The sequence below is a fragment of the Siminovitchia sediminis genome, from assembly GCF_042680885.1.
In the GTDB taxonomy this organism is placed as follows: Bacteria; Bacillota; Bacilli; order Bacillales; family Bacillaceae_C; genus Siminovitchia; species Siminovitchia sediminis.
The window spans coordinates 19,743-34,322 of record NZ_JBHUEO010000020.1; the positions used below are offsets into that span (position 1 = coordinate 19,743).

Below are 14,580 nucleotides of genomic sequence, written 5' to 3' on the forward strand. Positions count from 1 at the left end.
GTATTAGGAATGGCAAAAGTTTACTACAACAACGAAATTAATGAGGCAGTACTACAAGGAAAGAAAATTGCGATCATGGGATATGGTTCCCAAGGGCACGCTCACGCTTCCAACCTGAAAGAAAGCGGATTTGACGTAATCGTAGGTGTAAGACCAGGTAAATCCTTCGAACAGGCTCAAGAAGACGGACATGAAGTATACACGGTAAAGGATGCAGCATCTCAAGCAGATATCATCATGATTCTTCTTCCGGATGAGAGACAAACAGAAGTCTATGAAAATGAAATTAAACCTGAATTGACTGAAGGAAAAGCATTGGCATTTGCTCATGGATTCAACATCCACTTCAGCCAAATCGTTCCTCCTGCGAACGTCGACGTATTCATGGCTGCACCTAAAGGACCCGGCCACTTAGTAAGACGTACTTACCAAGAAGGCGCAGGGGTACCTGCACTGTTTGCTGTTTACCAGGATGCTACCGGAAAAGCGAGAGACATTGCTTTAGCTTATGCGAAAGGAATCGGTTCTGCTCGTGCGGGCGTATTGGAAACAACTTTCCAAGAAGAAACCGAAACAGACTTGTTCGGAGAGCAGGCAGTACTTTGCGGTGGAACAACTGCACTTGTAAAAGCCGGATTCGAAACGCTTGTAGAAGCAGGATACCAGCCGGAAGTAGCATACTTCGAGTGCTTGCATGAATTGAAATTAATCGTTGATTTGATGTACGAAGATGGATTGGCAGGCATGCGCTACTCCATTTCCGATACAGCTCAATGGGGAGACTTCGTATCTGGACCGCGCGTTATTGACGCTGATACAAAAGAGCGCATGAAAGATATCCTTTCAGATATCCAAACGGGTAAATTCGCAAAAGGCTGGCTGCTTGAAAACAAATTGAACAGACCGGAATTTAATGCGATCAACCAGCGTGAAAATGAACACCTCATCGAAAAAGTCGGTAAAGAGCTTCGCGAAATGATGCCATTTGTCAAGGCAGGAAAAAAGAAATCCGGCAAGGAAGTGGTAGCTAGTGAGGAAAATTGACATTTTTGATACAACACTTCGAGATGGAGAGCAGTCGGCCGGAGTCAACTTGAATACAGCCGAAAAGCTTGAAATTGCGAAGCAGTTGGACCGCTTTGGAGTGGACATCATGGAGGCGGGGTTCCCCGCCGCCTCTCCTGGCGATTTGGACGCAGTCAGACAGATTGCGTCTACCATTCAAAATGCGTCTGTCACAGGGTTGGCAAGATCTGTTAAATCGGATATCGATGCAGCATGGGAGGCGCTTAAAATCGCAGAATGCCCAAGGCTTCACGTATTCATTGCCACGTCACCCGTTCATATGACTTATAAGCTGAAACAGACCCCGGATCAAGTAGTACAAACTGCTGTAGAGTCGATCAAATATGCAAAACAATTTTTTCCGATCGTACAGTTTTCAGCAGAAGATGCTTTTCGCTCCGACCGTGAATTCCTTGCGCATATTGTAGAAGAGGCGATTAAAGCAGGCGCTTCGGTGATCAATCTTCCTGATACCGTTGGATATGCTACTCCAAAAGAATATGGCGCCATGTTTAAATATATGAAGGACAACGTCCCGAATATTGACCGGGTGAAATTGTCATGTCACTGTCATAATGACCTGGGAATGGCTGTCGCCAACTCTCTGGCTGCTATTGAAAATGGAGCAGATCAAGTGGAAGGAACCATCAATGGATTAGGTGAAAGAGCAGGCAACGCGGCACTTGAAGAAGTCGGGGTTGCACTTCATATCAGAAAAGACGCGTATCACGTTGAAACAAATCTGACGTTGAATGAAATTAAGCGTACAAGCCAGCTGGTCAGCCAGCTGTCCGGTATGATGATTCAGGCAAATAAAGCGGTCGTCGGTAAAAATGCTTTTGCACATGAATCCGGTATTCATCAGGATGGGGTGTTAAAAGAGCCGACAACGTACGAAATTATTACGCCTGAACTGATTGGTGAAGAGTCCAATCAGCTGGTTCTCGGGAAGCATTCCGGACGCCATGCCTTCAGTGACCGTGCGAAATCTATGGGATTTGACCTTGATAAAGAGTCATTGAATCAAGCATTTAAGGAATTCAAGCAATTGGCTGACCGCAAGAAAGAAATTACTGCAGAAGATCTCTGGACCATTTTAACACAACAGCAATTAAAAGATAGTGATGCTGCTGTATATGAACTGGAATCTGTTCAAGTTCATTATGGAACAGAGGACAGCCCAATGGCCACAGCCCGGATTAAGATGCCGGATGGCACGATGAAAGAAGAGGCATGCAACGGAGCGGGAAGTGTAGAGGCGATCTTTAATACACTCGAACGTCTGGTTGACGGAAAAATTCATTTAACGGATTATAGGGTTTCCTCAATAGGAAAAGGGCGCGATGCCTTAGGGGAAGCGGTAGTCAACTTGACTTTCAATGGCGAAGAATACACGGGCCGCGGAACGGCTCAAGACGTATTGGAAGCTTCCGCCAAAGCTTATTTAAACGCAATAAACAGAAGCTTGCTTCAATCAAAAATGAAGCAGCTGATCTCAGCAACCATATAATCATATGATGACCATAGGAGGATACGGGATGAAGAAACGGGTAGCCGTACTCGCTGGAGACGGTATAGGAAAAGAAGTAACAAATGCGGCAATGGCTGTGCTGGATGCAGTCGGCCGCCGCTTCCAACACGAATTTGAGTGGGTGCACGGCTTACTCGGTGGAGATGCCCTTGATCAAGCCGGCCACCCTATTCCGGAAGAGACCGTCAAGAAATGTGAGGAAAGTGATGCCATTTTACTCGGTGCCATTGGAGGACCAAAATGGGATCATTATCCAAAGGAGCTTCGGCCGGAAAAAGGGCTTCTTCAACTTCGTAAACACTTTGAATTAAGTGTGAACTTAAGACCCGTCCAAGCATATAAGACACTGCTTGCCTCCTCTCCTTTAAAGGAGGAAGTTGCAGAAGGAGTCGACTTGGTTTTCGTCAGAGAGTTGACAGGCGGTCTGTATTTTGGAGAACCGAGTTATCACAATGATGAAGAAGCAGTAGACACGCTGCACTATAAAAGAGAAGAAATTGAACGTGTGGTGCGCTTTGCTTTTGAAATGGCCAAACAAAGAAGAAAGAAAGTTTCATCTGTAGACAAGGCCAATGTGCTGGAGTCAAGCCGGCTGTGGCGTGAAGTAGTAGAGGAAGTGGCTGCAGACTTTCCGGACGTAGAATATGAGCATATGCTCGTTGACTCTACAGCAATGAAGTTGATTACTTCTCCAGCTTCTTTCGATGTCATTGTGACTGAAAATATGTTTGGAGATATTTTAAGTGACGAAGCATCTGTCATTTGCGGGTCCCTGGGTATGCTTCCATCAGCAAGTCTGCGTGCAGACGGGTTTGGGCTGTATGAACCGGTTCACGGTTCGGCTCCAGACATTGCAGGGCAGAATATTGCCAATCCCTTGGGAGCAATTCTTTCAGGCGCCATGATGCTGCGGACTGCATTTGGAATGAGCAAAGAAGCAAATGCCGTGGAAGCAGCAGTAAGAACTGTTCTGGAAGAAGGCTATTCTACAGCGGAGTTCAAAGGAATTGGCGGAACAGTATTATCTACAACTGAATTGACAGAAAAAGTTGTGGACCACATTGAAAATGAGCAAGTTTCAGATCATATATTATCAGCCTATGAGTGAGGTGTAGAAGATGGGAAAAACAATTATTGAAAAGATATGGGAAAAGCATGTTGTTCACAGCGAAGAGAATAAACCGGATCTCATCTATATTGATCTGCACCTTGTCCATGAGGTTACCTCTCCGCAGGCATTTGAAGGCTTACGCTTAAACGGCAGAAAAGTCAGAAGGCCTGACCTTACGTTTGCAACAATGGACCATAACGTTCCAACCCGGGTGAATGAAAAGGTAACCGATCCGATTGCCAAGAAACAAATGACAACTTTGGAGAAAAACTGTGCTGAATTTGGTGTACCACTTGCCGGCATGGGCCATCCGGATCAAGGAATTGTCCACGTGATTGGTCCTGAGCTTGGTTTGACACAGCCGGGTAAAACCATCGTTTGCGGAGACAGCCATACATCTACACATGGAGCGTTTGGTGCACTTGCATTTGGGATTGGTACAAGTGAAGTAGAACATGTCCTTTCCACACAGACCTTATGGCAGCAGAAGCCAAAGACGATGAAAGTCCAGGTGAATGGCAAGCTGGGTGCCGGTGTAACAGCGAAAGACCTGATTTTGGCAATTATTGCCAAGCACGGTGTCGATGTCGGTACTGGCCATGTCATGGAGTACACAGGTGAAGCGATCAGGAATTTAACGATGGAACAGCGGATGACCATCTGCAACATGTCCATTGAAGCCGGAGCAAGAGCCGGATTGATCAGCCCTGATGAAACAACATTTGAATACTTAAGAGGACGGGAACATGTACCGTCAGGAGCAGAGTTTGATCAGTTGGTAGAAGAATGGAAACAGCTTGCAACCGACCCGGATGCTGAATATGATTCAGTCATTGAAATTGATGCTGATGAAATTGAACCATTCGTGACATGGGGAACGAACCCATCCATGGGTGTCAGAATTTCTGAAAGCATTCCAAGCCCTGAAGAGGCCAAGAGCAAGACAGAAAAAGAATCCATTGAGCAGGCGCTTGATTATATGGGCTTGGACGGCGGAATGAAAATGACGGATGTAGATATTCAATATGTATTCATCGGTTCCTGCACAAACTCCAGGATTGAGGACTTGAGGGCAGCAGCAGAAGTATTGAAAGGCAGAAAAGTCAAAGACGGTGTCACAGCGATTGTCGTACCGGGTTCCCGAACAGTTAAAGCGCAGGCTGAAGAGGAAGGATTGGACTCGGTTTTCCTTGAATCCGGCTTTGAATGGCGAGAAACCGGCTGCAGTATGTGTCTGGCGATGAACGCGGACCAAGTACCGCCAGGTATGAGATGTGCTTCTACATCCAATCGGAACTTTGAAGGCCGCCAAGGAAACGGATCCCGTACTCATCTTGTCAGCCCAGCTATGGCTGCAGCAGCTGCAGTGGAAGGCCGTTTCGTCGATGTTAGGAAAATGATGAAAGGGGAGGTTCACGCATGAAACCCATAAAAGAAGTTACAAGTGTCATCACACCATTAGACCGCGTGAACGTCGACACCGACCAAATTATTCCGAAGCAATTTCTAAAAAGGATTGAACGGACGGGCTTTGGCAACTATCTTTTCTATCACTGGCGCTTTAATGACGACGGTACAGAAAAAAGTGACTTTGTTTTAAATCAACCGGAATATAAAGGAAGCGAAATCCTTGTTGCCGGAGAGAACTTCGGCTGCGGATCATCCCGCGAGCATGCTCCATGGGCATTGGGAGATTACGGGTTCCGGGTTGTCATTGCAACAAGCTTTGCAGATATCTTCCATAATAACTGCTTCAAAAATGGCATTCTTCCTATTCAATTGAAAGAGTCCGAGATTGAAGAGCTGATGCAGGCAGGAAAGGAAAAGCCTCTGGAGGTAAAAGTGAATCTTGAGACCGAAACTATCGAAACAGAGGACGGGAAAATATATAAATTTTCCATAGATCCATACCGCCGGGAGATGCTGTTAAACGGATGGGATGAGATTGCATTGACCTTGCAATTGGAAGATAAAATTACTGTCTATGAACAATCCATTGCAAAATAATAAAAAACTTGCTTGAGAACGATGTTCTTGAGCAAGTTTTTTATTATGAAAAATTTAGGAACGTGTGCTCCGTTTCGATTTGTAAATTGTAAAAATTCTATTGCTAACCTTTAACCATCTGCAATGTGCTCTGAACCTGCTCCGGCTTTTTCTGTCATCCTATGGTTGATTACTGCAGCGGGAACCAGGATAAAGGTAACTATCGGATGGCCGGTCATTAGCCCACCCTTGCTTTTAATCAAACGTTTGAATAGCAGCTAAAAGCCGGGATTGGCATCGTGTTTGGCCCACTAACCAAAAGAGCGCGGGCTTTAATCAAACATTTGATGAGGGCCCTCTTTGTAAATGTTCTTCCTCCACAACTCTTTTAATCAAACATTTGATTAAATATCCGTTATTCATATAATTCCGCTCTTCACGCACTCATCAACTGTTTGAACAGCCGGGCCAAGCCGGATTTCATAAACACTTTACGCCTCCAGCCAACCATCCCTTACATGTTAATCAATCGTTTGAATGATTCATCAGGTTCTGTTTCAACAGTTTAAACATGAGCAGTTAAATGTGTTTACCATCAAAACATTTGTCTGACACACAAAAGCCATTGTAAGCGCTTATTAATCAGAATTACATATAATGTAATTCTACAGAAATAAAGCTGCAATGTTCAATTAGTACAATGTAAGATAGTCTATGAGCCATCCAGTACTCTAATTATAGATGATAAAAGGAGATTGACCATGGAGGAGTATATAAAAAAGTCTTTGGAAGAATGGAAGAGCGAGATTTGTGAATTATTAATAGAAATTGATAAGAAATATGAAGAAACCAATCGTGAACTTCGTGTGTACTCCTATAAATTCAGTATTACAAAACAAGTGATACAATCAACTGTAAATGAGGAAATCATTCGAAACATCCGTGAGCTTTATCATACACCCTTTGAACAAAAGTTTATTCAATTAAAAGAAGAAATAAAGGATCTTGAAGAGAAGAGGAAAGTTTTTCAGATGTTTGTTGATAAAATTGATAAGGTGAAAGGAAAAGAAGAGGAAAAACCGTATGTATCTGTTTAATCAATAGGTTTGTGAACTTAGCCGGGATTTTTTATACACTGGTTGGAATTTCAGCATAAAAATAGAGGAAAAGCCTATGCTGGAAGTTCAGGCTTACAGGTTCCGGGACTACCAAGTGATCATGATGAGCCTGGTAAGTGATATTTGACGATATCCATTGTTGGAGCGATCGTGCAGGCATTCTTATTCCGAAGTGGTTTTTTTTTGCGGTTATACTTTCTTCAGTCAGGCGTACAGTTACTGTCCGACTTTTGCTGTTTCAATTGGTGAATCATCAGCGAATGGGTAATACATAAGAAGATTAAATAAAATAGCACTTATTATAAGAAGAAAAGGTTGTCATGCGTCTGGTTTTATGACAACCTTTTTTATTTTTTTCTGCGCTAACGCTATGTTGGCAAATAAATTAGCGGTATTATCCTAATATTCAAAAACGAAAGCGGATTTTAATTTTGAATATAATCCAAACTGTATATAGTAGATGAAGTCTTTAATATAAAGATATATGACCTGGGCATAATTTTTGCATACTCTAAAATGACATGCAATATCAGTAAGACTCAAGATTTTATGAGCATTGCATTTAGCTTATTCCAGCGGATGCGCTGCAAATAACAGTGTTTGAACCAAAAGCTCGGTTTTTAAGCTTCTATTTCTTTTGTCCTGGAGTGGCAGTCCTTCTCATAACAATGATAATCATCAACATACAGAGTTAGTAGAAATGGACTTAACTTCACAGCAGCATCAAAAAAATCTATAAAATAACGCTCAAAGAATATATTGTGTATGGTTCATCAAAAAGTAAAATACCTATGGAAATAGCGTCCATGGTTGTTTTACGGAAGTAATGCAGCCGTCATTTTTGAGTGAAAGACCACATCCGATCATACATTTGTTGTTTGAGGAGACACCACTAGAAAAGTTGTTGTGAAAAATTATAATTAGGACAAGAAGCAGGTGTACATAACGGGTAACAGCCGGAGAAGAAAATTAATAAATTTTCTTGGACTCCCCAAGCCTGCAAACGGTATAATAAGTACATAGTTAAAACCGCTAAAACTTTTTTTGTTTAATTAGTTTTGCAGAGGGGATTTGTATGAAAGAAAGAATTATGCAGGCGTTTGTTGATGAAATGAAAGATAAAGGAATTAAGTTTACTATGGATGATCTGGCAAGCCGTTTAGGCATCAGCAAACGGACCCTGTATGAGCATTTTTCATCCAAAGCAATAATATTGGATTCCATAATAGATCTTACAATCATGGAGTTTGACGAAAAAACTGAGGCCATAGTGAAAAATGAACAACTGCCCCTATTGGAAAAGATCAAGGCAGCTATCAAAGTCGTTCCTAAATATGATGAGTTTTATGACTTGCGGATATTAGAAGAAATGAAAAAGTATTATCCACGGCAATGGAGTAAAATGAATCAATCCTTAAATGAATGGGATGCCTTAAAGAAACTTTTGGAGCAGGGAATTCAGGAAGGGCTGATTAAAGAGCAAAATGTTGAGCTGCTTATGAAGCTGGTCATAGACGCTACGAATATCACATTGGACCGTCGTTTTATTTGGGAAAATAGCATTACTGTGGAAGAGGCTATGGAAGGAATTGTTCAGGTTCTGCTGTTTGGAATGGCTTCTGAAAAGAATTAAGCAAACAATGTGAGTCTTAAATTTTTATCGACGCGGAGGTACAAAATGAGTTTTTTTAAGCGGATGAACAAGAAGCAATGGATCGGATTAGTGTTTGCGACTGTCATTATATTTTATGACATGTTGCTATACAGCATTATTATCCCTTTGACTTCTTATTATGAAACTACTTTTCATGCTTCGCCAACCCTTATAGGGATTTTATTCAGCAGTTACTCTGTCACTCTATTATTAACCACCACGTATTTTGGTCAGTTAACGGATCGGATCGGCAGAAAAAAACCTATCATTATTGGTTTGATCGGGATGACGGTTTCTACCATTCTGTTTGCACATCCGCTGAACTTTGAAATGTTGATCATTGCCAGGGCATTGCAAGGGATTGCCTCAGCTGCAACATGGACTGCGGCCCTTGCCTTAATAGCTGATCTGTTTAATGAAAAAGAACGGGCGATTGCTATGGGGTTCGCCATAACCAGTATGTCAGCCGGAACATTGCTAGGGGCTCCAATTGGCGGATTTCTAGTAGAATTTGGCGGCTACCAGGCGCCATTTTATACAACTTCATTACTGCTGCTTGTTACGATGGTATTAGGTATTTTCTATTTAAAAGATGAGGAACGGCCTGTTATACAGGAAACTTCCGTCAAAACATGGGATTTATTAAGACAGCGGGAAGTCCTGTGGATCTTGGCAATTATGGTAATTGCTGAGGGGGCATTGACCATGCTGGAGCCGGTTTTGCCAATGTATTTAACAGAGGTTTTTGATGCCAATACAATCTTCGTCGGATTAATGTTTGGAGCCATGACATTAGCCTATGGCATCATGGCTCCTGTCTCGGGAGCTTTGATAAACAAATATCATCCAAGCCGGGTTGTTTTAACAGGATTGCTCCTGAGCGGAGTAACCTTGCCTTTTGTTGTACTGGCCCAATCAACCATACAGCTGGTGGCGGCTTTATTCATTCTGGGAGGAAGTATCAGTCTGGCAGTCTCTCCAACGTTAACCATGCTGGGAAATTCTCAGAGCAGCAGTAATCAAAGCTCTTATGGAACATTGTATAGTCTATTTAACATTTTTTTTGCAGTAGCTGCTATTATAGGTCCGTTTTTTGGGGGAGTCTTGACGGATGTATTTACGTCAAAAATAACGATAATCATTGCGAGCGGAGGTATACTGCTTGGTACTCTTGGATTATGGTTATCCAGTAAAAAGGTGTACCTACAGAGGCATCGTGTGAAGTCAAGTGAGGCGAACATTCCATAATACGTTATTAAGGTGCATCTGTTTGTTGTCCATTCAAAGGTTGATCGTGGGGCTGCCTTAACAAAAAGAAGGAAGAGGATGCATTAAAGCGCCTCTTCTTTAAATTTTTAACATATGGGCAAACGGGAATCCAGAGAGCAAGCAGAAACCCAAAATCCACCAAAGCTTGCTTTACACAGGTGTCTTTCTCAACATCCAAAAAGACAGAATCAAACTGAGCAGAATGAATGGCAGCAGCCAATATGAAAGTACAACTGCTGGTTTGGAGCTGAACCAAAGGAAGAGATCCTGCCACATTTGCAAATGGGTAAGCAGAAATGAAGTGATACTCCCTGCGAGCAAAACAACCACTGCCAAAATAAGGACTCCTTTCCCGCCGAACCGGTAGAAATAGCTTGACATTAAAAAACCGGAGAAAAACAGAAAGGTTAGGAGTATGACATACATGAACAATTGTTCAAAAAAATGACCGTCATTTACATAGGGAAAGTGGAAAAAGTGTAAATTGATTCCCCACCCATTCGTATAGCTCTCAAGGTAAGCAAAAAGGGAGAGCAGGGCGCCAATAATGATATTAACCGTTACTGCCATTAGAAGAGTTCCGAAAAAGTAATCCTTTCTTGTAACAGACATCCCAATGGCGAACGGATAGGTTTGAGCGATGACCAAAATTCCCATAACAAATATATAGACAAAAATTGAACTGATGCTTCCGGAGTAAATTTCGTCGTTGCTTGTAATAATCAGGCTGATCAAAATGCTGACCAAAAATGCCAGGAATAGAATTAAAGCAGGAACATAGAACCAGCCCCATCGGTCTTGTTTATGGATGTGGATGACATGTTGAATGTTCACTTGGCGATCACTCCTTTTTGTTCATGTTTGGCAGCAGTAAGGTGTACAATCAACTGCTGCAAAGAAACGTCTGTCACATTCAGGCCGGCGGCTTCGGCTTGCTTTCTTTCTGACTGGTATTCGTCTTGAATCACAGTTGCGGAGAGAAGGCCTCCAAAAGGCTCGCGATGGATCACTTCTTTTCCCGTCAAAAAATTCTGCGTGACAGAAGCTTCCCCGGTTACAGTGAAAGCTCTTCCTCTAAGATTCTCTGCGTTTTGATCAATTACGATCTCACCATTTGCTATCACTAACACATGCTCGAGCAAATGGCTGACCTCATCAATTAAATGGGTGGAAAGAATGACCGTGCGCGGATACTCTGCATAATCCTCCATCAGCCGGTCGTAAAATATTCCGCGTGATACCGCATCAAGTCCCAAGTAAGGCTCATCAAAAATAGTCAGCGGTGCCCGGCTGGCAAGGCCGATAACTACACCTAAAGCTGAGAGCATCCCGCGGGAAAGCTTTTTGATTTTCCTCTTTAAAGGAAGATTAAAATCTTCCATCAATGCTTGAGCAAAGTCAGCATCCCAATTCGGGAATAGCTGCCTTGCTACTTCCATGGCATCTTTCACCCGGTAGTTATCCGGATATTTCTGGCTTTCTTTTACAAAGCATATTTGACTCAGCACTTCACTATTTTCATATGGAGCCTCACCAAATACTTTTAACTCTCCGCCTGTCGGTAACACTTGGGCGGTAATTAATTTCATCAGCGTCGTCTTTCCTGCACCATTACGGCCGAGAAGGCCATATATCTTATTTTCCTGAACAGAGAAACTGACGTTTTGGACAGCTTTCGATTCTCCATATGTTTTTTCAAGACCGCTTGCTTCAATAATCCGTTTCAACCTGCTCCTCTCCTTTCTGAATCATGTCGATGACTTGCTCCTTTGTCATCCCGAGTTTTTTCGCTTCATGAATCATGGTTACAACATATTGCTCAAAAAAGTGTTCTTTCCTTTTCTCAATGACTTTCCTTCGTGCACCTTCGGCAACAAACATGCCGATTCCACGCTTTTTATAAAGAATTCCTTCCTCCACCAGCAAGTTGACTCCTTTCGCGGCGGTGGCAGGGTTAATTTTATAAAAAGATGCAAATTGATTGGTAGAGGGCACTTGGGCTTCTTCCGGCAATACGCCTGAAAGTATGTCATCTTCAATTAACTCAGCTATTTGAATAAATATGGGACGGCCATCATCAATTAAATTTTTCACTGCTTCACCACCAATTTGGTTAGTTACTTATGTAATTAACCATAAAGGTATTGGGGAGAAATGTCAATAGATTTTTAAAACATTCCGCACTCTCCCAATAGATGAAAATAAATAATTCATTTTTACGTAATCCCTAACCTCAATCATTTGACTACATAAAATAACCATATATTTAAAAGCAAGGGTGTGGAAAGATGAGTAGGGCAAACCAAGTTGTAGACCCATCGAAGCCTGAGACCATTCCAAAGTTTGCAGATTCTCTTCCGATCCCGGCAACGGCAAATCCCAAGTTGCAAAATAAGGACGGAATTTTTTATCAACTGGAGATGAAGGAAATCCATCACCAATTTCATCAGCTGTTACCAAAAACCAGAGTTTGGGGATATGATGGCATGTACCCTGGTCCGACTAATGAAACAGACAGAGATCAAAGTGTTTATGTGGAGTGGGTGAATAGGCTTCCGGATGATCACCTTTTTCCCATAGACCGTACTCTTCACGGTACGATGGATCATCCTGAGGTCCGTACTGTAGTCCATTTGCATGGTGCACATGTTTCTGCAGACAGCGATGGCTATCCTGAAGCATGGTATACAAGAGATTACACGATACAGGCCCGGCTTTCTCCAAGAAGGTCTATAAATATTCCAACCGCCAGCCGGGAGCCACTCTCTGGTATCACGATCATGCCATTGGCATTACAAGATTAAATGTCTACGCCGGCCTTGCCGGGTTTTATCTGATACGGGATCCGGTGGAGAAAAGACTGAAGCTGCCCTATGGGGCATATGATATACCTTTGATGATTCAAGATAGGTCCTTTAACAAGGATGGATCCCTGTTTTATCCGGAAAATACAACTCCGCCAGCACCTGTCAATCCTTCTGTCCAACCTTTTTTTAATGGCAATACAATAGCGGTGAATGGAAAGCTGTGGCCATACTTGACAGTGCAGCCGAGAAAATACCGGTTTAGAATTCTTAATGCCTCCAATACAAATTCGCTTACACTTTGCCTGGACGGCGGACGGACGTTTTACCAAATTGCTACAGATGGGGGCCTCATGGAAAAACCTGTTATATTAGACACCTTGCCGCTGGAGCCGGCTGAAAGAGCTGAAATCATTATTGACTTTTCAAATCACAAAGGAAAAAAGCTTATCCTGGAGAACACCGAGGGCGAAGGGGATATGGGGATAATTATGAGATTTGATGTAACGTTGCCACTGATCGGGGACGATACAAGCCGCATCCCGGACATACTGCAGTACCATCAGCCATTACACGAGGAACAAGCGGATAAAGTAAGGCTGTTGACACTGGATGTCTATACAGATATTTATGAGAGGCCTGTCCTCTTACTGGATCACCGGACATGGGATGATCCCGTGACAAAAACCAATGCTTGGCAGCACAGACATTTGGAAATTTATCAATGTAACCGATTTTTCGCATCCCATGCATATTCACTTGGTTCAATTTAAAATTTCACATCGCCGGCCGTGTGATGTAGAACTATTTCGGGAAAATGGCTCAATTGTTTATACAGGTCCTGAAATAGAGCCGGAAAAACATGAATTGGGATGGAAGGATACCGTAAGGGCGGACCCGGGAATGATTACGGCTGTAATGATGGAATTTAAAGAATACACGGGGGATTATGTATGGCATTGTCATATATTGGAGCATGAGGATTACGACATGATGCGGCCGATGAAAGTGGTGAAGGATTATTCAGATATATAGCCTGATAGAGGCGGTTGCACATTGATTGGGCCCGAAAAAAACTCTCATTTGGCTTCAGCTATGTTTGCTTAAGACTTCTAGGGACAGGGGCTGATACTTGTAAAACAAAGAACCTCTCTTTTTATAAAGAGAGGGTTCTTTAGGTGAATGATCTTCAAATTTGTAACATAAGATGGTGTAGCGACGGGAAGGAGGATTCATGTGTGGCAAGCATCTGTGAGTTGGGATAAAGCTCTTTTCTTCGTTCTTTTGGCGGTTTTCGCAGTATTCTTCATCCTGTTTCGATATGTCGGAAAAGAAAAAAATAATTTTTTGCAATCAATCATGTTTTGTACGAGTTTTCTCATCCTTTTTCTGCTGGCAGGCAGTCCTTTGAACACATGGAGTCACCTGTCTTTTAGTACCCATATGTTGCAAATGAGCTTACTGTATTTTTTGGTTCCTCCGCTTTTTTTGTTTGGAGTCCCCCGGAAACTATTACAAAAGTGGAACGGATTATACAGAAAACAAGTCATCATTCCCCGTATCGCTCTCATTGCCTTTTCCATCCTGTTCTTTCTCTATCATTTGCCGCCGCTCCTTGCATTTCTCATTCAATCTCCAATCTTGCATACCTTCCTCACTTGGCTGCTTTTTATCATGGCCATTTTTATGTGGCTGCCCATGATCCACTTCAATCAAAGGGACACCAGAAAAAAGTTTGCGTCTCTTAGCAGCATGTTATTGATGCCGGCCTGTCTTTTATTTGTCGTGAATGGACTCATCCATCAGTCCACTACATCACCTTTTATGGACCAGCTTATTGTAAAACTCTGTATCTCGCCTGAGCAAATGGATGTGCTGCTGCCCTTTCACATCGATACCCGGATAGACCAGATTGCCGGTGGACTATTCATGCTTGGGCTGCATAAACTTTGTTTATTGCTGGCCCTTCATTTGGGTGAACGGAAAGGGAGGGATATTCATTTCACTATGAGGAAACCGTCACTCCGAATAGGGGAATGACG

General features: G+C 42.7%; 12 protein-coding genes and 1 pseudogene. 10 read left to right on the forward strand and 3 right to left on the reverse strand.

The features are described 5' to 3' along the window. Nucleotides 1-9: 9 nt before the first annotated feature. The 8 genes from ilvC to ACFSCZ_RS08955 all read left to right on the forward strand — a co-directional run bounded on the left by ilvC (nt 10) and on the right by ACFSCZ_RS08955 (nt 9,713). Entirely contained in the window at nt 10-1,044 is a 1,035-nt protein-coding gene (gene ilvC / locus ACFSCZ_RS08920; protein WP_380773561.1) for a ketol-acid reductoisomerase, read from the forward strand. Then, nucleotides 1,031-2,575, forward strand: coding sequence for a 2-isopropylmalate synthase (locus tag ACFSCZ_RS08925; RefSeq protein ID WP_380773562.1), 1,545 nt, complete (start codon nt 1,031-1,033; stop codon nt 2,573-2,575). Before ilvC ends, ACFSCZ_RS08925 begins: the two co-directional genes overlap by 14 nt. Before the next feature lie 28 nt (nt 2,576-2,603). After that, the gene (gene leuB, locus ACFSCZ_RS08930) at nt 2,604-3,704 is read left to right on the forward strand and encodes a 3-isopropylmalate dehydrogenase (protein WP_380773563.1); all 1,101 of its coding nucleotides are present in this window, start codon (nt 2,604-2,606) and stop codon (nt 3,702-3,704) included. Between the two features lie 10 nt (nt 3,705-3,714). Beyond that, the gene (gene leuC / locus ACFSCZ_RS08935) at nt 3,715-5,130 is read left to right on the forward strand and encodes a 3-isopropylmalate dehydratase large subunit (protein ID WP_380773564.1); all 1,416 of its coding nucleotides are present in this window, start codon (nt 3,715-3,717) and stop codon (nt 5,128-5,130) included. After that, a complete protein-coding gene (gene leuD, locus ACFSCZ_RS08940) occupies nt 5,127-5,714 on the forward strand; it encodes a 3-isopropylmalate dehydratase small subunit (protein WP_380773565.1) in 588 nt (195 codons plus the stop codon). The genes leuC and leuD overlap by 4 nt, the downstream gene beginning before the upstream one ends. A 740-nt stretch (nt 5,715-6,454) precedes the next feature. Next, a complete protein-coding gene (locus ACFSCZ_RS08945; protein WP_380773566.1) occupies nt 6,455-6,790 on the forward strand; it encodes a hypothetical protein in 336 nt (111 codons plus the stop codon). A gap of 1,096 nt (nt 6,791-7,886) precedes the next feature. Then, the gene (locus ACFSCZ_RS08950; protein ID WP_380773567.1) at nt 7,887-8,444 is read left to right on the forward strand and encodes a TetR/AcrR family transcriptional regulator; all 558 of its coding nucleotides are present in this window, start codon (nt 7,887-7,889) and stop codon (nt 8,442-8,444) included. 45 nt (nt 8,445-8,489) lie between these two features. Next, the gene (locus ACFSCZ_RS08955; protein ID WP_380773568.1) at nt 8,490-9,713 is read left to right on the forward strand and encodes an MFS transporter; all 1,224 of its coding nucleotides are present in this window, start codon (nt 8,490-8,492) and stop codon (nt 9,711-9,713) included. Between the two features lie 171 nt (nt 9,714-9,884). Here the strand turns inward: ACFSCZ_RS08955 and ACFSCZ_RS08960 are convergent, their stop codons facing one another. From ACFSCZ_RS08960 to ACFSCZ_RS08970, 3 genes are read right to left on the reverse strand one after another with little or no spacing between them, the layout of a single operon-like run. After that, nucleotides 9,885-10,568 carry a hypothetical protein gene (locus ACFSCZ_RS08960; RefSeq protein WP_380773569.1) on the reverse strand — a complete coding sequence of 228 codons (684 nt, stop codon included), beginning with the start codon at nt 10,566-10,568 and terminating at the stop codon, nt 9,885-9,887. Continuing rightward, the gene (locus ACFSCZ_RS08965) at nt 10,565-11,461 is read right to left on the reverse strand and encodes an ABC transporter ATP-binding protein (RefSeq protein WP_380773570.1); all 897 of its coding nucleotides are present in this window, start codon (nt 11,459-11,461) and stop codon (nt 10,565-10,567) included. The genes ACFSCZ_RS08960 and ACFSCZ_RS08965 overlap by 4 nt, the downstream gene beginning before the upstream one ends. Next, nucleotides 11,445-11,828 (reverse strand): GntR family transcriptional regulator, encoded by a 384-nt coding sequence (locus ACFSCZ_RS08970; protein ID WP_380773571.1) that lies wholly within the window; start codon nt 11,826-11,828, stop codon nt 11,445-11,447. The genes ACFSCZ_RS08965 and ACFSCZ_RS08970 overlap by 17 nt, the downstream gene beginning before the upstream one ends. A 194-nt stretch (nt 11,829-12,022) precedes the next feature. Here ACFSCZ_RS08970 and ACFSCZ_RS08975 point away from each other — a divergent pair. Continuing rightward, nucleotides 12,023-13,573: pseudogene (locus tag ACFSCZ_RS08975) on the forward strand (multicopper oxidase family protein). Nucleotides 13,574-13,774: 201 nt separating this feature from the next. Then, nucleotides 13,775-14,578, forward strand: a complete 804-nt coding sequence (locus tag ACFSCZ_RS08980; protein WP_380773572.1) for a cytochrome c oxidase assembly protein — start codon at nt 13,775-13,777, stop codon at nt 14,576-14,578. Nucleotides 14,579-14,580 lie beyond the last annotated feature (2 nt).

What these genes read in the sequence shown, in the direction of transcription:
- leuD (WP_380773565.1), top strand. Translation starts at nt 5,127, where the DNA reads ATGAAACCCATAAAAGAAGTTACAAGTGTCATCACACCATTAGACCGC.
- ACFSCZ_RS08945 (WP_380773566.1), top strand. Translation starts at nt 6,455, where the DNA reads ATGGAGGAGTATATAAAAAAGTCTTTGGAAGAATGGAAGAGCGAGATT.
- leuB (WP_380773563.1), top strand. Translation starts at nt 2,604, where the DNA reads ATGAAGAAACGGGTAGCCGTACTCGCTGGAGACGGTATAGGAAAAGAA.
- ACFSCZ_RS08950 (WP_380773567.1), top strand. Translation starts at nt 7,887, where the DNA reads ATGAAAGAAAGAATTATGCAGGCGTTTGTTGATGAAATGAAAGATAAA.
- leuC (WP_380773564.1), top strand. Translation starts at nt 3,715, where the DNA reads ATGGGAAAAACAATTATTGAAAAGATATGGGAAAAGCATGTTGTTCAC.
- ilvC (WP_380773561.1), top strand. Translation starts at nt 10, where the DNA reads ATGGCAAAAGTTTACTACAACAACGAAATTAATGAGGCAGTACTACAA.
- ACFSCZ_RS08955 (WP_380773568.1), top strand. Translation starts at nt 8,490, where the DNA reads ATGAGTTTTTTTAAGCGGATGAACAAGAAGCAATGGATCGGATTAGTG.